General features: G+C 33.0%; 18 protein-coding genes. 10 read left to right on the plus strand and 8 right to left on the minus strand.

What is annotated here, in order from left to right:
* From RMO70_RS03850 to abc-f, 4 genes are all read left to right on the plus strand, one after another.
* Positions 1-525, plus strand: a 525-nt coding sequence (locus RMO70_RS03850; protein ID WP_310555104.1) for a sensor histidine kinase, incomplete at its 5' end; no start/stop codon positions are given.
* Entirely contained in the window at positions 518-1,270 is a 753-nt protein-coding gene (locus tag RMO70_RS03855; protein WP_310555105.1) for a response regulator transcription factor, read from the plus strand. The genes RMO70_RS03850 and RMO70_RS03855, both read left to right, overlap by 8 nt.
* A gap of 196 nt (positions 1,271-1,466) precedes the next feature.
* Entirely contained in the window at positions 1,467-4,037 is a 2,571-nt protein-coding gene (locus RMO70_RS03860; RefSeq protein ID WP_310555106.1) for a T9SS type A sorting domain-containing protein, read from the plus strand.
* 299 nt (positions 4,038-4,336) lie between these two features.
* The gene (gene abc-f / locus RMO70_RS03865) at positions 4,337-5,971 is read left to right on the plus strand and encodes a ribosomal protection-like ABC-F family protein (RefSeq protein ID WP_310555118.1); all 1,635 of its coding nucleotides are present in this window, start codon (positions 4,337-4,339) and stop codon (positions 5,969-5,971) included.
* Between the two features lie 61 nt (positions 5,972-6,032).
* Here the strand turns inward: abc-f and RMO70_RS03870 are convergent, their stop codons facing one another.
* From RMO70_RS03870 to RMO70_RS03890, 5 genes are all read right to left on the minus strand, one after another.
* Entirely contained in the window at positions 6,033-7,361 is a 1,329-nt protein-coding gene (locus tag RMO70_RS03870; protein ID WP_310555107.1) for a TonB-dependent receptor plug domain-containing protein, read from the minus strand.
* Between the two features lie 26 nt (positions 7,362-7,387).
* A complete protein-coding gene (locus RMO70_RS03875) occupies positions 7,388-8,320 on the minus strand; it encodes a hypothetical protein (RefSeq protein WP_310555108.1) in 933 nt (310 codons plus the stop codon).
* A 4-nt stretch (positions 8,321-8,324) separates the two neighbouring features.
* Positions 8,325-8,825, minus strand: coding sequence for a sigma-70 family RNA polymerase sigma factor (locus RMO70_RS03880; RefSeq protein ID WP_310555119.1), 501 nt, complete (start codon positions 8,823-8,825; stop codon positions 8,325-8,327).
* Between the two features lie 194 nt (positions 8,826-9,019).
* Positions 9,020-9,610: a phospholipid scramblase-related protein gene (locus RMO70_RS03885; RefSeq protein WP_310555109.1), complete on the minus strand. Its 591-nt coding sequence runs from the start codon at positions 9,608-9,610 to the stop codon at positions 9,020-9,022.
* Complete coding sequence (locus tag RMO70_RS03890; RefSeq protein WP_310555110.1) at positions 9,607-10,428, minus strand: DUF6929 family protein; 822 nt, start codon at positions 10,426-10,428, stop codon at positions 9,607-9,609. Before RMO70_RS03890 ends, RMO70_RS03885 begins: the two co-directional genes overlap by 4 nt.
* A 167-nt stretch (positions 10,429-10,595) precedes the next feature.
* On the opposite strand from RMO70_RS03890, the gene RMO70_RS03895 reads away from it, so the two are divergent.
* Positions 10,596-11,471, plus strand: a complete 876-nt coding sequence (locus RMO70_RS03895; protein ID WP_310555120.1) for a PPK2 family polyphosphate kinase — start codon at positions 10,596-10,598, stop codon at positions 11,469-11,471.
* 8 nt (positions 11,472-11,479) lie between these two features.
* On the opposite strand, the gene RMO70_RS03900 is transcribed toward RMO70_RS03895, so the two are convergent.
* Positions 11,480-11,974 (minus strand): hypothetical protein, encoded by a 495-nt coding sequence (locus RMO70_RS03900; protein WP_310555111.1) that lies wholly within the window; start codon positions 11,972-11,974, stop codon positions 11,480-11,482.
* 72 nt (positions 11,975-12,046) lie between these two features.
* Here RMO70_RS03900 and RMO70_RS03905 point away from each other — a divergent pair, with 72 nt between their 5' ends.
* The 3 genes from RMO70_RS03905 (at position 12,047) to RMO70_RS03915 (ending at position 14,707) form a co-directional block, all read left to right on the plus strand.
* Positions 12,047-13,423 (plus strand): MATE family efflux transporter, encoded by a 1,377-nt coding sequence (locus tag RMO70_RS03905; RefSeq protein WP_310555112.1) that lies wholly within the window; start codon positions 12,047-12,049, stop codon positions 13,421-13,423.
* A gap of 70 nt (positions 13,424-13,493) precedes the next feature.
* A complete protein-coding gene (locus tag RMO70_RS03910) occupies positions 13,494-14,402 on the plus strand; it encodes a prohibitin family protein (RefSeq protein ID WP_310555113.1) in 909 nt (302 codons plus the stop codon).
* Between the two features lie 74 nt (positions 14,403-14,476).
* Positions 14,477-14,707 (plus strand): hypothetical protein, encoded by a 231-nt coding sequence (locus RMO70_RS03915; protein WP_310555114.1) that lies wholly within the window; start codon positions 14,477-14,479, stop codon positions 14,705-14,707.
* A 2-nt stretch (positions 14,708-14,709) separates the two neighbouring features.
* Here the strand turns inward: RMO70_RS03915 and meaB are convergent, their stop codons facing one another.
* On the minus strand, positions 14,710-15,735 hold the full coding sequence (gene meaB, locus RMO70_RS03920) for a methylmalonyl Co-A mutase-associated GTPase MeaB (protein WP_409025066.1): 1,026 nt from the start codon (positions 15,733-15,735) through the stop codon (positions 14,710-14,712).
* Between the two features lie 180 nt (positions 15,736-15,915).
* Between meaB and RMO70_RS03925 the strand changes: the two genes are divergently transcribed.
* Both RMO70_RS03925 and RMO70_RS03930 read left to right on the plus strand, forming a co-directional pair.
* Positions 15,916-17,121, plus strand: a complete 1,206-nt coding sequence (locus tag RMO70_RS03925) for an MFS transporter (protein ID WP_310555116.1) — start codon at positions 15,916-15,918, stop codon at positions 17,119-17,121.
* A gap of 177 nt (positions 17,122-17,298) precedes the next feature.
* Positions 17,299-18,702 (plus strand): FAD-linked oxidase C-terminal domain-containing protein, encoded by a 1,404-nt coding sequence (locus RMO70_RS03930; protein WP_310555117.1) that lies wholly within the window; start codon positions 17,299-17,301, stop codon positions 18,700-18,702.
* Between the two features lie 74 nt (positions 18,703-18,776).
* Here RMO70_RS03930 and RMO70_RS16880 read toward each other — a convergent pair whose 3' ends face one another.
* On the minus strand, positions 18,777-18,947 hold the full coding sequence (locus RMO70_RS16880; RefSeq protein WP_409025067.1) for a T9SS type A sorting domain-containing protein: 171 nt from the start codon (positions 18,945-18,947) through the stop codon (positions 18,777-18,779).
* Positions 18,948-18,951: the final 4 nt, after the last annotated feature.

Consider the following 18,951-nt stretch of genomic DNA (forward strand, 5'->3'; position numbering starts at 1 on the left):
CGAGATTCTAAACAGTTATCGATAGATGATTTTATAGAAATTAGCGAAAACCGAATACGCTCGATGGCATTAATTCACGAATATTTGTACGAGTCAGAAAATATCAGTTTTGTAAATTTTGAAGAATATGTAAAACGATTGTTATCGTCAATAAAAAGTTCTTTTTCGGGACTGCAAGTACAACTAGAAACGGATATCAATGAGGCGAATTTTGATATAGAAACTTCTATTTCGTTAGGACTTATCATTAACGAGCTAGTTATAAACGCATACAAACACGCATTTACAGGTATCGAAAACGGTGTTATAAAAATTAAATTGATAAACGAAGACGGCTTTTACCATCTTACCATTCAGGATAACGGAGTGGGAATACCCGCTAACATAGAAAATGGAAAGAGCGTAGGTTTAAAAATTGTAAAATTATTGGTATCGCAAATTTCAGGAACTTTAACTATTCTAAACGATTCAGGAGCAAAGTTTGTGATACAATTTAAAAAAATAACCCTTCCTAATTATGAATAATAAAATTATTATTGTAGAAGACGAGTTGCTTATCGCACTCGATATGCAAGGCACTCTCGAAAAGTTGGGTTTTGAGGTCATTATCGATGTAACATCGGTAGAAAAAGCAATTGAAAGCATTGAGGAGCACCAACCCATATTGGTACTTATAGACATTAACCTGAACAAGAGCAAAGACGGTACTCATTTAGGGCAGTACTTACTGGAAAAAGACAGTATTCCTTATATATACGTAACTTCTTATGCCGATAAAAGTACGTTAGACCAAGTAAATGCTACCAGACCCAACGGTTATATTGTAAAACCGTTTAAAGACGAAGATTTAAAAGCCACTATATCTATAGTTTTAAATAATTATTATCACAAAAAAATAGATGCTGCTAGAAATAATGAAAATGAAAAAGATTTCGTGCCACAACGAATCAGAAAAGTAGTCAACTATATTAATGTAAATATTGATAAAAAAATAGAAATTCATCAACTAGTTGCACTCACCGAATGGAAAACAGATCATTTGATACGGCTTTTCTCAAAGTATTTAAAGGTTACACCATATCAATACATTCTGTCCAGAAAAATGGACAAAGCAAAATCACTACTCGAAGAAACGGATATTCCCATTAACGAAATTGCTTTTGATTTGGGTTTTGAGAGCCATAGTAATTTTTACCAAGCGTTTAAGAAAATGTTAGGCGATACACCTGAGAATTTTAGAAAACGAATGCAATTAACGAAGAAGGTTTAAGTTGGTTGTATAAGCTGAATCTAAAAAGAATACTTTAGAAGCAGTGAAAAATTATCAGATGATAAACATTTTTAAATAGTTATTAATCTGTTAACAAAAAAATATTGATAAAATGTTTTAAAAAATAGTGTATATTTATAATTGGGATTAAAACGCACAAGTTGCTGTAAAACAGTATCTTAATAAAAAAAATATTATGAAAAATTTAATTTTAACTATTTTAATAATACTGTTGCATAGCTGGAATTATTGCATAGCTAGTACTGCAACTTTAGAAACAAAAGCGCATCACAAGAAAGACTTTTTAAAAACGCTACCAAACCACTCAAAAAAAAATATATTACCTCCAATTGTCTTACCTATTGAGGTTTTAGGTGCCGAGGGAAAAGTTGTTAGTAGATCTTTTACAATTAATCAACAAACGCTAACTGCTACAGCAAATATTTGGTTGATGGTTAATAACTTAAGTTTTGAAAATAAAGGTTCAGTAAGAATTAACGGCGGTACTTGGTTTTCATTAAACCATCAAACTGTACAAATGCAAGTTCAGGAAAAACAAAGAGGCGGAATGACACATGGTGGATTCAACACCATAAGGTTTACGATACCAAAAACTGGTCTTATTGCTGGAGATAACACTATTGAGTTTCGATTTAATAAATCTAACGGAATTTCAATTGGATATCGAGTAGTAAGAATGAATTTATTAGATACTAATAAAAATCGATTGCTACCCGCTTCTATGTTTGAAGAAGACAATCCAGATAATTGGACGGGGCCATTTACAGACCAAGCTTCAATAAATACGGGAAAAAATTTGTGGAATAATGCCAATTTATGGAATCATTATTTACCCGCAGGAGAAAAAGGTTCTTGGTACGAACAAGAAATACCGGCTACAAAGCCCATAAATGCAAAATGTGCTTCATGTCATACTCAAGACGGAAGAGATCTAGAAATGTTTAGTTACTCGAATTTATCTATTATTGAACGTTCAAAATTTCATAAATTAACCGAATTGGAAGGGCAACAAATAGCGTCATATATCAGGAGTCTTTCTCAACCCACAACTCCACCTAATACCATTGGAAGACACGGAAGACCTTGGAATCCACCTTATCAACCAGGACCAGCTTTACAAAACAAACCTATAAATCAATGGGCAGCTGGCGCAGGTATTGATGCCGTTCTTGAAGAAGATAAGGACATGGCTCCGTATTTATTCCCTAATGGAATTACGAGTCAAACAGTGCGAGCTGCCTTCAATTCTGATTTAATGGATGATAGAACCATATTGCCACTTGCGATACAACTTCCAGATTGGAAACATTGGTTACCTATGATACATCCACTTGATGCCTATTCAAATAATAATTATATTCTAGATCCCAATAGAGTTCGAAAACCGATAACGGCAATACAAAACCTTCGGACTTACATGACAGCGCAACCTCCTGCAACGAGAGATAAAATTCAATTACTTGGTGAGATATCAAAATTATGGATTCCTTTTAGGCAATTTTTAGCCGAAGGAAGCAGTGATCCAAAACATTGGAGAACGGAAGACGGTACTGCCAATATGAATTTAGCACCAGATGTTCCTAAAGAGTTTGCCGCAACTAGCTTGGCTCGCCTATTGGCTGTCAAAAATTTTGAATTGAATGTTGAATTTGAATTACAAGACAAAGCAAGTTGGTTTGTTACTCCTGACGACCAACCTAGTACAAGGCAATGGCCTAACAATGTATATTCGGTTTTTGAAGTGCCAGCCCATTTTACAGCTTGTGTAAGTCCAAATAATTGCCAACAGTTTACAGGACAATCAACAGCAACAGGACAATATGAAACCACAGCTTGGTACAATCTTCAGTATGTACTTAATGGAGGTAATGGTTTTGTTGGAGGTGTAACACCTACGGATTTTAATTATCATGCCCCTTTTATAGCTTATGCATCAGTATCTTCTGGAATACCAGAACCGCTACGCTATTATTCTGCGCTAAACCAAATGTATCAAATTAGATCTTGGTCAAAATCTGAAATGAATGGTCCTGGAGCCGATGGATTCAGAATGCGAAACCAAGGGCCTTTTCATTTTATAGGTATTCATCAAACCAGTAGATTTTATTACAACCCACCCGAAACATTCTTACATTTCTTAAATAATGTAAATCCAAATTTATCAAAATGGGTTTTAGAAGCGCAATTACTGCAGTTTCTTGCAGAAGTAAATAAACCTGAAAACAATCTAGTTGATTGGCCAAGAGAAGCACCAAATGGTGGCGATAGTGCTCTTGATCCTGTTACTAAATCGACAGTTGTGAATATTGCGGTTGTAAAAGAGTTTGGGCAATATGCAGATAAAATGTATTATGCTATTCCAAAATTCATAGCCGAAGGTGTTGATTGCAGTATTATTAACCAAATAGTTGATTGGTGTATAGCTGCTTGGCCGTTAATCAATTTTAATAGCCTCAGAGGAGTTTGTAATACTAATTTATCAACAATTGATGTTAAAGATTTAAATAAAGAAATTCTTTTTTATCCTAATCCAACAAATGCAGCATTAAACATTGAAATTCCAAAAACTCTTTTTAATGAACAAGCCGAAATCGTAATATATGATTTATTAGGGAAAAAATTAATAACACAAAATACTACTCAAAATCCTTTTGTAATTAACATAGAAAATCTAGCTAAAGGTAGTTACATTGTAAAAATTTCTTCGAATGGAATTTTATATACAGAAACTCTAATCAAAGAATAAATAGTATCTTTTATAATTAATTCAAGTTGCTAGTTTGTCTATTTTAAAATTAGAACTAATAATCCAGTCATATTAGGTATAAAAGACAAATACAAATACAAATTGTATTGATTACATTTTTTTAAAACACAGATTATAGAAATTTTAAAAATTTCTATAATCTGTGTTTTAAAATATTATATATAGATTTAATTTATGATTGAATCAAACTAGCAACTTAAGTTAATTAAATTATCTTTGCAGCTTTAAAAAATCGATTGTCTAAAAATCTAGTAATCGAAAAATCTAATTATCTAATAATGATTACAGTCAACGATATTTCCGTACAATTTGGTGGAACCACTTTATTTAGTGATGTTTCTTTCGCCATCAACGAAAATGATAAAATCGCCTTAATGGGCAAAAATGGCGCGGGAAAATCTACTTTATTAAAGATAATTTCGGGTCAAGCCAAACCATCAACAGGAAATATATCGGCACCAAAAGACGCCGTTGTGGCCTATTTGCCTCAGCATTTGTTAACAACTGATGGCGCTACGGTTATGGAAGAAACCTCAAAAGCTTTTGGTGAAGTTTTTGCTATGAAAGCTGAAATTGATGAAATAAATGAGCAATTAACCGTTCGTACTGATTATGAAAGCGATGAGTACATGAAATTAATCGAACGTGTTTCTGACTTATCCGAAAAATTTTATGCCATTGAAGAAATCAATTATGAAGCAGAAGTAGAAAAAATCTTAACTGGTTTGGGTTTTATGCGGGAAGATTTCTCTCGTCAAACTTCAGAATTTTCTGGTGGTTGGAGAATGCGAATCGAATTGGCAAAAATCCTTTTGCAAAAGCCAGATTTAATTCTACTTGATGAGCCAACAAACCATATGGATATTGAAAGCATTCAGTGGTTGGAGGATTTTTTGATTAATTCTGCTAAAGCAGTTGTGGTTATTTCGCACGATAAAACATTTGTTGATAATATTACCAATCGTACTATTGAAGTGACAATGGGAAGAATTTATGACTACAAAGCCAAATATACGCATTATCTTGAACTTCGAAAAGATAGAAGAATGCACCAACAAAAAGCATACGACGAACAACAACGTATGATTGCCGACAATCAAACTTTTATAGATCGTTTTAAAGGCACTTTCTCTAAAACCGATGCCGTACAATCACGTGTAAAAATGCTCGAAAAACTAGTTATTGTTCAAGTTGATGAGGTGGATACTTCTGCCTTAAAACTAAAATTCCCACCAGCGGTTCGTTCCGGAAATTATCCTGTTATTGTGAAGGATATGACAAAATCGTATGGCGATAATGTTATTTTTAAAGACGCGAATATTGTGATTGAGCGAGGACAGAAAGTAGCTTTTGTGGGTAAAAATGGGGAAGGAAAATCGACAATGATTAAAGCCATTATGAAGCAAATTGAAATCAATTCTGGTTCGGTTGAAATTGGTCATAATGCACAAATTGGTTATTTTGCGCAGAATCAAGCGGCTTTGCTCGACGAAAATGCTACTATTTTTGAAACTATTGATGATATTGCAGTCGGAGATGTGCGTACCAAAATTAAAGATATTCTAGGGGCGTTTATGTTTCACGGTGACGATGTGACTAAAAAAGTAAAAGTACTTTCTGGTGGCGAAAAAACTCGTTTGGCAATGATTAAATTATTGCTTGAACCTGTTAATTTATTGATTCTTGATGAGCCTTCCAACCACTTGGATATGAAAACCAAAGACATTATTAAAGATGCGTTGCGTGATTTTGATGGAACTTTAATTCTGGTTTCTCACGACCGTGATTTCTTGGACGGTTTAGCAACTAAAGTGTTTGAATTTGGTAACAAGCGTGTCAAAGAGCATTTTGAAGACATTACAGGTTTCTTAAAAAACAAGAAAATGGAAAGTATGCGTGAAATAGAGAAATAGTCTTTAGAGAAATATTAAAAGCAAAAGCCAATAGTTATGATTATAACTATTGGCTTTTGCTTTACAAATTATTTCTTTCTTTTACTGGAATACTGACATCACTGCCGCCCCATTCTATAAGAGTGAACCCTTTTCTTTCGGTTTTGGGTAAAATTTGCTCTTGAAACTCCATTATTTTATCCAAAGCATAGAAATCCATAAAAACACGTATTGAAGTATCTGGTTTTGGGTTTACAATATTTTTTGAAATTAAATCATAATCAGTATTGACACGAAAGTGAATAAAGTTTATTTCATTTTTTTCTAAAATAGGCAACCAATATTGCATAAAATCGTTTGTTTCAAATGTATTCAAACCAATGTGTTCTAATTTTTCAATAAGAAATGTGTTTAAATTGTTTTTAGAAACTACAAACCCCTCTTTATAATTGTAGTGTTCTTTTGGAAAATCAAATTTTCCGTCCCAAAAAAGCGAAGTGTAAAATCGATTGGTTTTTTTATCAAATATTTTTCCGTCAGGATAAGCTGTTAAAGTCCAATTTTTGTCATATTTTGGAAAAGTGGTTAATAATTCCCCTTTAAAATTTAATTGGAAATCTATATCAGTTTTTTCTTTAGGATAAAGATAGATGACGGGTTTTCTGAGGATTATTTGTCCATTTCCAAATTCTGTTTTTACTCCTTTTGACTTTATTCCTTGAATTGTTGGTTTCATTTTTAATGAAATATTAATTTCTTTTTTCTTCTGTATTAAAATTCTTTGTGATTCAAAATCATTTTTTGAAAACTGCAACAAATTTTTTTCGTAAGCTTTAATTGTATATTTTCCGGTTGAATCTGATTTGAAAGTTTCTTTTGTGTTTAGATTAAAAATATCAACATTCGATATTGTATTATTTTCACAATCTGTAATTGTACCTTTTAATTTTATTTTTCTTCGGTTAGTTGTTTTTATTGCTTCTAAACGGTTGCCTTTTTTTGTAGTAATTAGTATAACACCTACATGTGCTTTACTGCCATAAAGTTTAATTGCTTGTTCCCCTTTTACTACGGTAACAGATTCTATGTCGTCAGGATTAATTGTGGGATGTGTTCCTAAATTACTACTGCCACTTCCTCCGTTTATTTCATTATTATTGTCAAATGGGATGCCATCAACAATAAATAAGGGTTTGTTATTTCCAGTTATTGATGCATTACATCTCGATACGATTTTCGAGGAACCTGCTACTGGGGTTGATGTTGTAACAGAAACTCCTGGGATTTTACCACTCAAAGCATTAGCTAAATTGCTTTTTTTAGTTTCAGTTGCATTTGACGTTTCTTGTCCAGTTGCTAGCAAAGAAATAAGCATAAGAATAGCTACTGAAATACTTTTTAAGTTTTTCATAATATTATTTTTTAGAATGTTAGTTGTTATTTTTTTGAAACTGGCTTTCTGTTTTTAGTACTAATAATTACAACGCCTTTTTCTCCTTTTTTACCAAATTTTTCGATGGCATCTTCGTCTTGCAGAATTTCTATTTTTTCAATTTCTTGTCGGTCCAGCGGTGCATAAGGACTTGTTGGATTTTTGCCAAACAAATCTTCTTCGCTATACTCAACACCGTTAATAATGTAAAGTGGTTCTTTTAAAATTACTACATTTTCAACTTCATCTGAATCTAGTTTTGAGAGTGCCTCTTTTTCGGTTTCTCCATATCGACTGCCTTTTCGGTGGGTTTTTGCATTTCCGTCAATTACGACAAGCGGAGAACTTGTTGGAGTGACAACCTGAGTTTCCACTTTATTATTCTCGATTGTGATGTCTTCCGACTTAATATGTCTTACACCAATAGCCTCAAATACGTTACCTCTTAAAAGATAGCCTTTACTTTTTGTCTCTTTTTCAGCATTTTTACTGTTGGTTAATGATTCATTAACCACTATTTCTTCGTTTGCTTGAATGGGAGATGCTTCTGGATTTTGATTTGAGTTTACGACTACTTCGGGTGCATTTTTAATCACTTCCTGAATCTTTTTATCAGTTTCTGTATTGATAATTGCTTCGGTTTCATCTGAAGTAACAATCGCTTTTTCTGTTTGAATAGAATCTAAAACAACCACTTTTTTATTTATAAGAATAACTTTATAATTCGATTGATACAGCAAATAACTTATAGAAATTACTAATAAAACCGATGCTGCTATGGCAAATTTTTTCCAGTTCTTGTTTTGAGTTTTTTGTACCTTGGTGTCGAGTTTGGCATCTACTCGTGACCAGACTTTTTCGAGTGCTTCAAAGTCTTTAGTTTCTGATTTTTGAGCAGCATTTTTAAACTGTTCGAATATTTTATCTTGATTTTCCATTGTCTTACTTCGCTTTTTGATAATAAAGAGTATTCACTAAATCTTTCAACTTGGTTTTTGCTACATTCAATTGTGATTTTGATGTGCCTTCAGAAATGTTGAGCATACTCGCAATTTCCTTATGACCAAAACCTTCAATTGCAAAAAGGTTAAAAACTGTTTTGCAGCCCATTGGAATTAGATCTAATAATTTTAACAAATCTTCTTCTTCAAGTTGGGTTTCTGGCAAACTTTGCGGTTGCAATTGAAATTTAGTATCTTCTAAATACAAATTGAAGTTAACATTCCGCTTCAATTGATGAAGGCATTCGTTTACAACAATTCGTCTAGCCCAAGCATCAAAAGCTCCAGCTTCTTTGAGTTGGTCAATTTTGGTAAAAATAATGTAAAATGCATCGGCTAGGATTTCTTCTATTTCTTCTTCCTTCTTGAGGTATCGTTTGCAGGTGCGATACAGTTTTGGAGCCATAATTTCATACACTTGACGCTGTGCGTCTCGGTGCATTTTTTTGCAGGCAATGATTAAGTTTTCGTTTATCACAATATATGTATTTAAACTAAAGAGGACTTTTTTTGTAAAAAGGTTGGGACGAAGGTAAAAAAAAATTAGTGGTCAGTAACAAGTGGTTAGTAATCAGCACTCTAAACTGACTATTGAATCACTGAATACTGACCGCTAAAAACTTGATTTAAAATAATTTATCTCTCTTTCAACACCATATCAATACACAATACAGCTGCCATAATAAACTGTCTTACGATATCGTCTTGAGGAACAGTATTTTTTATTTCGAGAATATAATTATCAGCTGAGGTAAAAAGTTCTTTGCCTAATCCAGCCCATTTTTTGGTTACAATAGCAATTTCTTGATTGTCTCTGGTGAATTTAAAATCCCAGCCTGTCCATTTTCCTTCTACCAAACAAACTTGTTTTCCTTGCATATCATACACTTCAAATTTGCCTCCCATTGACCAGAATTTTTGTTTGAAAATACCAATTTGACGGTCTTTGTCATCAAAAACTTGAACATCAGAACGGAAAATTGTAACGCCTCGTTTTAAATTAACCACATTGTGATTACTGGTTGTGCTTAAAACCACATTAAAAGGCGTCATTGATTTGTATTTTGTAAAACGAACTATTTTGGTAAAAAAACCCAAGTTTGGTTCCGTGCTGGTCATTAAAACTTTACTGGTTTCTGGATCAAGAATGTCATAGCTGTTTGCTGCTTTAAAAATGCCTGTTTTTTCTTTGATGAAATAAAGATTCTTGTTTAAAATTGGATTCATTGTTTTAATGTTAGTTTGTAAATAGTTGATTCTAATTCTTCGGTGTCATTGTCTTCGCAAAGTAAGAAAATAATTTCAGAATTTGTTTTTTGGTAAGTTGTTAATCCTTCAAATTTTTGATTGTCATTTATTTGATGTGTAAATTCGATTTCGAAAGTTTCAACATCCATACAGCCTATGAGGCTTCCTAGTACTTCGCCATCATCATAGGTAGAAGTTGTATCTTCAGCCGAGGCTAGAAAATAAATTTTATCGTCAACAAGAATGGCATCAGTAAATGTGGCTTCTACGTGTTTTATTTTGGGTAATTGAATGCTTTGAAATTCAATTTTTAATTTGTCATTGAATTCAATTTTTACAATACCATTTTTAGAGTTCCCTCCGTTGCCTCGTTGGAATAAATACAGATTTTCGTTGTGATAAAATGCCCCTTCAATGTTTAATTCATCATCAGAAATAGGAATTGAAGTTTTTATATTTTGATATAATGTGGACAAATCGTTTTCTTTAATTTTTTGATTTTCAATAGTGTAAATTATCTTTTTATTACGATTTTCTGTCGATCCTGAGCCGAAAATATGCAGTTCATTTCCTTTTAAAGTGATAGATTCGAAATCGGGTTTTTGTTTTTTGAGAATATTTTCGGATGGGTTATCAATTAATGTATGCTTTAACAACTGCTTATTTTCTAATTGATATTGATACAAAAAACCTGAATTGTCACTGATAATATACAATGAATTATTTGTATGAACAATTCCTGAGGCTGCTCCAATGCCTGAAATTTTTAAAAATGCCGAAAGTAAAATTTTTTCCATAAATTAGCGAATAAGTTTAGCCCTGATAGTAGTGAAAATCCTTTTTTAAAATGTCATACTGAGCTTGTCGAAGTGTGGTATTTTAAAAAAGATTGAAACGGATAGCAGGAATAGCTCCAAACATCGACAAGCTCAGTCTGACATTAAACAAATATAAAACTAAAAATATGAATTCGATTACTCCTGATGATTTTAAAGTTATTGATAAAATTGCACTGGCAAAATTGCCTACGGAACTAAAAATTGATGCCGATGATGATGCCAAAGAAAAGGCTTTAGATAAAATTCAAACTAAGTTGAGCGAGTGGCAAGATGTGATGTATGCGCATAACAAATATAGCGTTTTGATTTGTTTACAAGGGATGGATACTTCTGGGAAAGACAGTTTGATTCGGGAAGTTTTTAAAGAATTTAATCCGCGTGGTGTGGTGGTGCATAGTTTTAAAACACCAAATTCGACGGAGTTGGAACACGATTATTTGTGGCGTCATTATTTGGCTTTGCCCGAGAAAGGGAAGTTTGCCGTTTTTAACAGAACACATTACGAAAATGTGTTGGTTACGCGTGTGCATCCTGAATATATTTTGAGTGAAAATTTGCCGGGAATTGACAAAGTAGAAGATATTACACCTGAATTTTGGGAAAATAGGTTCGAGCAAATTAATAATTTTGAAAAACACATTACCCAAAACGGAACCATAGTTTTAAAGTTTTATTTCCATATGAGTAAGGACGAGCAGCGCAAACGCTTGCTTCGACGTTTAGAAAATGAAGAGCATCACTGGAAATTTTCGCCAGGCGATTTAAAAGAAAGGGAACGTTGGGACGATTATATGAAATATTATGAGGAAGCTATTAATAAAACTTCAAAATCAAATGCGCCTTGGTTTGTAATTCCTGCTGATGACAAGGAAATGGCTCGTGTTATTGTGGCTCAAATTATTTGGCAAGAAATGCAAAAATTAACGGATGTGAACGAACCTGAATTGGACGATAAAGTGAAAGCTAACTTTGCAGAATATAGAAAACAGTTGGAAAAATAATTCTAGGATTACAGTTTATATCCATAAGCAAATCGTATCGAAACTTGTCCTGCATCAAACTTGTTGTAATTTTCGTAACGTAAACTTACATCAATGTGCTTTGTAGCCACACCAATGCCTGGTGCCCATAAAAAGGAGGTTCCCATTCCAGATTTCGTACCAATGGCTGCTCCAACTTCACCTAGAACATACAATTGGTCTCCAAAGAATGATTTGAAACCTAATTTTATAGGTACAAAACCCAATCCAGAAATATCTTTGTTGAACAAGTGGGTGTAGCCAGTTGTAGCCGCTAATGATGTTTTGAGTGATATATCATATTGCAAGCGACCATCTAAACCCAAACTGAAATCAAAAGAATCATTAAGCGAAATACCACCATTAAAACCAAAACCTAATCGAAAATCACCAACCTTTTTTTGTGCAAATAAAGTTGAGGAAATAATGAGCATCACAATAATTATAAGATGCTTATTTGGTAAAAAGAAATTATTAGTATTCATGATTTTAGTTTTAAAGTTGTTACTTAAACTCTGTTTTTAGGTATTATATTGTATTTTCGCAAAAAAAAAGTAATGTCACTGTCAACTTACACCAAGGAATTTTCAGAGAACATAAAACTGGCTTATCCAGTTATTTTGGGTATGTTGGGTCATACCTTAATTGGCATTGTTGACAATATTATGGTAGGAAAATTGGGTTCTACAGAACTGGCAGCAGTATCGTTAGGTAACAGTTTTATATTTATTGCAATGTCAGTAGGAATTGGTTTTTCGACAGCAATAACTCCTATTATAGCAGAGGCTCACGCTGAAAATGACACAAAAAAAATTAGATCTACGTTTCATCACGGCTTGTTATTATGCACCATTTTAGGCGTTGTGCTTTTTGGATTGGTTGTTTTGGCAAAACCAATAATGTTCTTGATGCACCAACCAAAAGAAGTCGTTGATTTGGCAAATCCCTATATTGATTGGGTTGCTTTTTCGTTGATTCCTGTTATTATTTATCAAGGCTACAAACAGTTTGCTGATGGTTTGTCAGAAACAAAATATTCTATGTATGCTATATTTATGGCAAACGTAGTGCACATTTTTTTTAATTATGTATTGATTTATGGTGTTTGGATTTTTCCTAAATTAGGTATTCTTGGAGCAGCTTTAGGAACTGTTATTTCTAGAATTATGATGGTAGTTTTTATGCATTACATTATGAAAAATAATCAAAAAATGGGTGTATATTTTAGAGAATTCAAATTCAAAGAAATTAAAAAAACAGTAATCCGTAAAATTGTCGATTTAGGCTTACCATCGGCAATGCAAATGTTGTTCGAAGTGGCTTTGTTTACGGCTGCCATTTGGCTTTCAGGTTCGATTGGGAAAACCAGTCAAGCAGCCAATCAAATAGCATTAACACTAGCTACAATGACTTTTATGTTTGCTATGGGATTGAACGTAACTGCTATGATTCGAGTGAGTAATCAAAAAGGATTAAACGATTATAAAAAATTAGTAGTTGTTGCAAAATCGATATTTTTATTAGCCATAATTTTAGAAACTATTTTTGCTTTATTTTTTATTGTTTTCCATCAATATTTGCCACATTTATTTCTAAATATGGAAAATATCGATCAAGCATTAGATAACCAAGAAGTTATCGCTATTGCATCACAATTGTTGCTTGTTGCCGCTATTTTTCAAATTTCTGATGGGATTCAAGTAGTAGTTTTAGGCGCTTTAAGAGGTTTGCAAGATGTAAAAATCCCAATGTATATCACTTTTGTCGCTTATTGGGTTGTTGGTTTCCCCATATCGTATTATTTAGGAATTCATACTACTTTGAAAGCAGCTGGAATCTGGGTTGGACTTTTGGCTGGATTGTCAGTAGCGGCACTGTTTTTATATATCAGATTCAATCATTTGACCAAAAAGTTAATTGCAGAAAATCATTAATATAAATAATTTCCTGAATTTGTAACTTACTATAAATAGGAACGTATAACTATTATAAACAAATTTAAAAATGATACTATTTATTGTTCTCGGAGTTATTTTATTGATTGTAAGTTTAGTGTTAAAAAACAATATTAGACCACAACTACAATTGTCCAAAAATTTTAGAATTGCTAGTTTTGTAGTTATTGGATTGGGAATTTTCTCTTCAATGTTCAAACAAATCGATGCAGGTAAAATAGGCGTTAAGTCTCTTTATGGAAGTATTCAACCAGATATTCTTGAAAGTGGTTTGCAAATCGTAAATCCTTTTATGACAGTGACTGATATGACAATTCAAACCCAAAACTACACGATGTCAGCGACACACGATGAAGGTGAAAAACAAGGTGACGATGCCATAAGAGTTTTATCAAACGATGGTTTGGAAGTGGTAATTGATTTGACGGTTTTATATAAAATATTACCTAGTGATGCACCAAAAATTTTAAAAACGATTGGTATTGATTATTCCAACAAAATTGTGCGACCAATAACCAGAACTCGTATTCGTGACAACGCTGTTTATTATGATGCTATAGCCTTATATTCGACTAAAAGAGGTGAGTTTCATCAAAGAATTGTTAAAACTATTGAAGCTGATTTTAAATCTCGGGGATTAATTTTAGAGCAATTATTAATTCGAAATATCAATTTGCCTAATTCCGTAAAAGCGACTATCGAAAGTAAAATTAATGCAGAACAAGATGCTCAAAAAATGACTTTTGTACTTCAAAAAGAAAAACAAGAGGCAGAACGCAAAAGAGTAGAAGCACAAGGTATTGCGGATTATCAAAGAATTATTTCCTCTGGACTTACCGACAAACAATTGCAATACGAACAAATAAAAGCACAAAAAGAAATAGCTACTTCAAACAATTCTAAAATTATTTTTATGAATGGTAAAGGAAATGCGCCAGTTATTATTTCTGACAAATAAATTTTTAAAAGGATAATCGGTTATTTGTTTAATCGTTTAACCGAATAAACAAATAACCGAATAAACAATAAGAAATGGAATTACCAAAATTTTTACTAGGCGACAATACTGATTTTCCTGATGATATTTTTATTATTCACCTTGATTATCCTCGATTTATCATCAATCTAAAAGACGATGAAGTCGAGTTTATGGAAGAAGCTGAGGATCTTGACGAAGCCGAATTAAACACGGAAATGGAAAGTTTAATAGAACAAGCAAACGCTTTCTATGATAGAGAAATGGAACTTTATGAAAAAGAATAAAACTATTTTTTAAAATATTTCTCCAGCAAAATTTGAGCAGCTGCAAAAGGTGATATTTCATTATTTGCAACTGCTTTTTTGTTTTCTTTTAATAATTTTTCAATTTCAGAATTATTGTAAAAATTAGATTGCAATTGTTCATTGATGGTTTCCATCATCCAAAATTGGTTTTGATCTTTTCTTTTTTCGAAGAAATAATTGTTTTCTTTCACTAATTCAGTATATTCTGAAACCGTTTTCCAAACTTCTGGAATGCCTTCGTGTGTTATAGCACTACAAGTTGAAGTAGTTGGAGTCCAACCCGACTTTTTAGCAGGAAATAAATGCAAAGCCCTATTGAATTCAGTTTTTGCTAATTTTGCTTTGATAATATTATCACCATCGGCTTTGTTAATTACAATCGCATCTGCCATTTCCATAATGCCACGTTTTATACCTTGCAATTCGTCGCCAGCACCTGAAATTTTTAATAACAGGAAAAAATCAACCATACTATGCACCGCAGTTTCGCTTTGACCAACGCCCACTGTTTCAATAATAATAGTGTTAAAACCAGCCGCTTCGCAAAGCATAATTGTTTCACGCGTTTTTCTTGCTACACCACCTAAAGTTTCACCTGAAGCACTTGGGCGAATAAAAGCATTTTGGTCTTTTACCAATTCTTCCATTCGCGTTTTGTCGCCTAGTATACTTCCGTGAGAAATCGTACTACTAGGGTCAACTGCCAAAACCGCTACTTTCTTGCCAAGCGAAGTTAAATACTTCCCAAACGCTTCTATAAACGTACTTTTACCAACACCAGGTACTCCAGTGATTCCTATTCGAATCGATTTATTGGCGTGAGGCAAACAGGCAGTAATCACTTCATTGGCTTTCGCCAAATGTTCCATATTAGTACTTTCTACTAAAGTGATAGCTCGACTTAAATCAGTGATACTTCCTTTTAAAATCCCATCAATCAACTCTTTTGACGAAGGTTGCATTTTTCGACTTGACACAATTTTTTCTATCGAAGCACTACTAACCATTTTTGGTTGTTCGATTCCTTCTTTTTCTGATAAAGCCGATTTTTTTAAAGGAGATTCCAAATTTATAATACTATTTATATTTACAAACTTACAAAATTATTTTCTTAGCTAACTTTGCGAATATCTTTGTGTTCTTTGCGTTTAAATTTTCTTAATTTTGCAAAACCAAATTTCACCAAAGTGACTCAAAATCCTCAAACGTCAATCCATACAGATTTACTTCAAAAAACAGCGTATTCTATATTATTTTCAATCAGTTTTGCACATTTAATCAATGATTTAATTCAAGCTATAATTCCATCTATTTATCCCATTTTAAAAGAAAGTTATAGCTTAAGTTTCACACAAATTGGATTAATTACTTTTGCATTTCAATTCACTGCATCAATCTTGCAACCATTTGTAGGTTATTATACAGACAAGCACCCAAAACCATTTTCTCAAATTTATGGAATGGTATTTTCACTTGCTGGAATAATCTCCATTTCATTTGCAGATGATTTCTATTGGATTGTTATTTCAGTTATGCTTATTGGAATTGGTTCAGCTATTTTTCATCCTGAATCGGCTCGAATTTCTAATATGGCATCGGGCGGAAAACGTGGTTTGGCACAATCTATTTTTCAAGTTGGAGGGAATTTTGGTACAGCACTCGGACCACTTTTGGTTGCTTTAATTGTAGTTCCTCATTCGCAAAAATACATTCTTTGGTTTGTTATTGCTGCCGTAATCGGATTGGGAATTTTGTCCAAAATTGCTTTTTGGTACAAGGAACATTTACAATTAAGAAATTATTCAAAAGGAATTGCATTAGAAAATAATTTATCCAAAAAACAAGTCAATTTTGCCATTTCAGTACTCTTAATTGTCATTTTTTCAAAATTTTTCTACTCAGCAAGTTTGTCCAGTTATTATACTTTTTATTTGATAAATAAATTCAATTTATCTATTCAAAATGCACAATATCATATGTTTATTTACCTTATTGCTTATGCATTGGGAACCATTCTTGGTGGGCCATTAGGCGACAGAATCGGTCGAAAATATGTTATTTGGTTTTCCGTTTTTGGAGCATTCCCATTTGCACTTTTGTTGCCATATGTCAATCTTTTTTGGACAGATGTTTTAATGATTGTTATCGGAATCATCATCTCATCTGCATTTCCAGCCATCATTGTTTATGCACAAGAATTATTGCCCAAAAAAATCGGAATGGTCTCTGGACTTTTCTACGGTTACGCCTTCGGAATGGGTGCGTTGGGTTCCGCTTTACTCGGGATCTTGGCAGATCACACATCTATTCAATACGTTTACACGATTTGTTCGTATTTGCCATTAATAGGAATTATTTGTTATTTTTTGCCTAATTTGAAGAAGGGTTTTTAGGAGCTTATTCCCGCCATTCGCTATATCTTTTGTCTCGTTAAAGAAACGAGACAAAAGGATACCGCTGCTGTCGGGGCTAGTGCATTCCTCTTAAATTTAAACTATGGGTAAAAATCTATATTCTATCTTCTATTTTATATTTTCTTTTTGTTATTTTTACTTTTCAATTTTTTTACAATGCAACTCAATCCAGAAGTACTTCAAAAACTTACCAATATTCTAGGTGAATCTTATATTTTCACCGATCAAGAAACCCGTAATCATTACGGTCAAGACGAAACCGAAGATTATGTTTTTCCGCCCAATGTAGTTGTAAAACCAGCCAATGCACAAGAAATTTCAGCCATTCTAAAAATTGCCAACGAATATAAAATTCCAACTACCCCAATAGGTGCACGGACGGGATTAAGTGGCGGTGCACTATCAGTTTATGAAGGAATTGGGCTTTCAACTGAAAGATTAAATAAAATTCTAGATATAGACGAGCAAAACCTTCAAGTAACTGTCGAACCAGCTGTAATCACACAAGTTCTTCGAGAAGCAGTTGCCGAAAAAGGATTGTTTTATCCGCCCGATCCAAGTAGCCAAGGCAGTTGTTGGATAGGAGGGAATGTAGCCGAAAATGCTGGTGGTTCTCGAGCAGTCAAATATGGTGTGACCAAAGATTATGTTCTCAACCTTGAAGTCGTTTTGCCTAATGGTGAAATCATTTGGACAGGTGCCAATACGCTTAAAAATTCTACAGGTTATAATTTAACACAGTTAATGGTTGGCAGCGAAGGAACACTTGGCGTGATTACCAAAATCGTGATGAAATTATTACCTAAAGTTTCTCATAATGTGCTAATGTTAGTGCCATTTTATAAAGCCAGCCAAGCCTGCGAAGCCGTTTCTGCTATTTTTAGAGCAGGAATTATTCCAAGTGCATTAGAGTTTATGGAGCGTGATGCTATCGATTGGACTTTGAAATACAATCACGACATTAGTGTTACTGTTAAAGACGAAGTTCAAGCGCATTTGTTAATTGAAGTTGACGGAAATTATCCTGATATTTTGATGCAAGAAGCCGAGAAAATAATGGAAGTTGTAGAACAATTTGAAATTGATGAGGTGCTTTTTGCCGACACTGAAGATCAAAAAAATGCACTTTGGAAAATGCGTCGCTCGGTTGCCGAAGCGGTTAAAGCCAATTCAGTTTATAAAGAAGAAGATACCGTTGTACCACGTTATAATTTGCCTGAATTACTTGGAGGAATTAAAAGAATAGGTGCAAAATACGGATTCAAATCAGTTTGTTATGGTCACGCAGGCGATGGAAATTTACACGTTAACATCATAAAAGGTGATATGACTGATGACAATTGGCAAACACAAGTACCGCTTGGTATTCGTGAAATATTTGAATTGACGGTTTCTTTAAAAGGAACACTTTCGGGCGAACACGGAATAGGTTTTGTACAAAAAAACTATATGGATATTGCTTTCACAAAAACCCATTTGGAAATTATGTCAAGAATAAAATCAGTTTTTGATCATAATAATATTTTAAATCCCGGAAAAATTTTTCCAGATGAATTTTAAAGAAATAATAAAAGTAAAAAAGGCTGTTCATATTGTTTGAACAGCCTTTTTTTTTGAATTAATAAATTATAATTTTATTGTTGAAAAACTAACTTAACCGTTTTAGCAAATTCTTTAGTTTTAATCTGAACCAAATAAATGCCGTTACTAGCTCCAGAAGGCATTTCAAAAGTTACTTTTTGCTCTTTATTACCCAAAATTGAACATTGTTTGGAGTAAATAAGTTTACCCGAAATAGTATAAATATTT

Origin of the sequence: Flavobacterium sp., from assembly GCF_031422135.1 — a bacterium.
Classification (GTDB): Bacteria; Bacteroidota; Bacteroidia; order Flavobacteriales; family Flavobacteriaceae; genus Flavobacterium.

Bases quoted from the DNA above. Each gene is read 5' to 3' on its own strand.
- RMO70_RS03855 (WP_310555105.1), top strand. From the start codon at position 518: ATGAATAATAAAATTATTATTGTAGAAGACGAGTTGCTTATCGCACTC.
- RMO70_RS03880 (WP_310555119.1), bottom strand. From the start codon at position 8,825: ATGCACCGAGACGCACAGCGTCAAGTGTATGAAATTATGGCTCCAAAA.
- RMO70_RS03870 (WP_310555107.1), bottom strand. From the start codon at position 7,361: ATGAAAAACTTAAAAAGTATTTCAGTAGCTATTCTTATGCTTATTTCT.
- RMO70_RS03930 (WP_310555117.1), top strand. From the start codon at position 17,299: ATGCAACTCAATCCAGAAGTACTTCAAAAACTTACCAATATTCTAGGT.
- RMO70_RS03890 (WP_310555110.1), bottom strand. From the start codon at position 10,428: ATGGAAAAAATTTTACTTTCGGCATTTTTAAAAATTTCAGGCATTGGA.
- RMO70_RS03910 (WP_310555113.1), top strand. From the start codon at position 13,494: ATGATACTATTTATTGTTCTCGGAGTTATTTTATTGATTGTAAGTTTA.
- RMO70_RS03885 (WP_310555109.1), bottom strand. From the start codon at position 9,610: ATGAATCCAATTTTAAACAAGAATCTTTATTTCATCAAAGAAAAAACA.
- abc-f (WP_310555118.1), top strand. From the start codon at position 4,337: ATGATTACAGTCAACGATATTTCCGTACAATTTGGTGGAACCACTTTA.
- RMO70_RS03900 (WP_310555111.1), bottom strand. From the start codon at position 11,974: ATGAATACTAATAATTTCTTTTTACCAAATAAGCATCTTATAATTATT.
- RMO70_RS03895 (WP_310555120.1), top strand. From the start codon at position 10,596: ATGAATTCGATTACTCCTGATGATTTTAAAGTTATTGATAAAATTGCA.
- meaB (WP_409025066.1), bottom strand. From the start codon at position 15,735: ATGGTTAGTAGTGCTTCGATAGAAAAAATTGTGTCAAGTCGAAAAATG.
- RMO70_RS03875 (WP_310555108.1), bottom strand. From the start codon at position 8,320: ATGGAAAATCAAGATAAAATATTCGAACAGTTTAAAAATGCTGCTCAA.
- RMO70_RS03915 (WP_310555114.1), top strand. From the start codon at position 14,477: ATGGAATTACCAAAATTTTTACTAGGCGACAATACTGATTTTCCTGAT.
- RMO70_RS03905 (WP_310555112.1), top strand. From the start codon at position 12,047: ATGTCACTGTCAACTTACACCAAGGAATTTTCAGAGAACATAAAACTG.
- RMO70_RS03860 (WP_310555106.1), top strand. From the start codon at position 1,467: ATGAAAAATTTAATTTTAACTATTTTAATAATACTGTTGCATAGCTGG.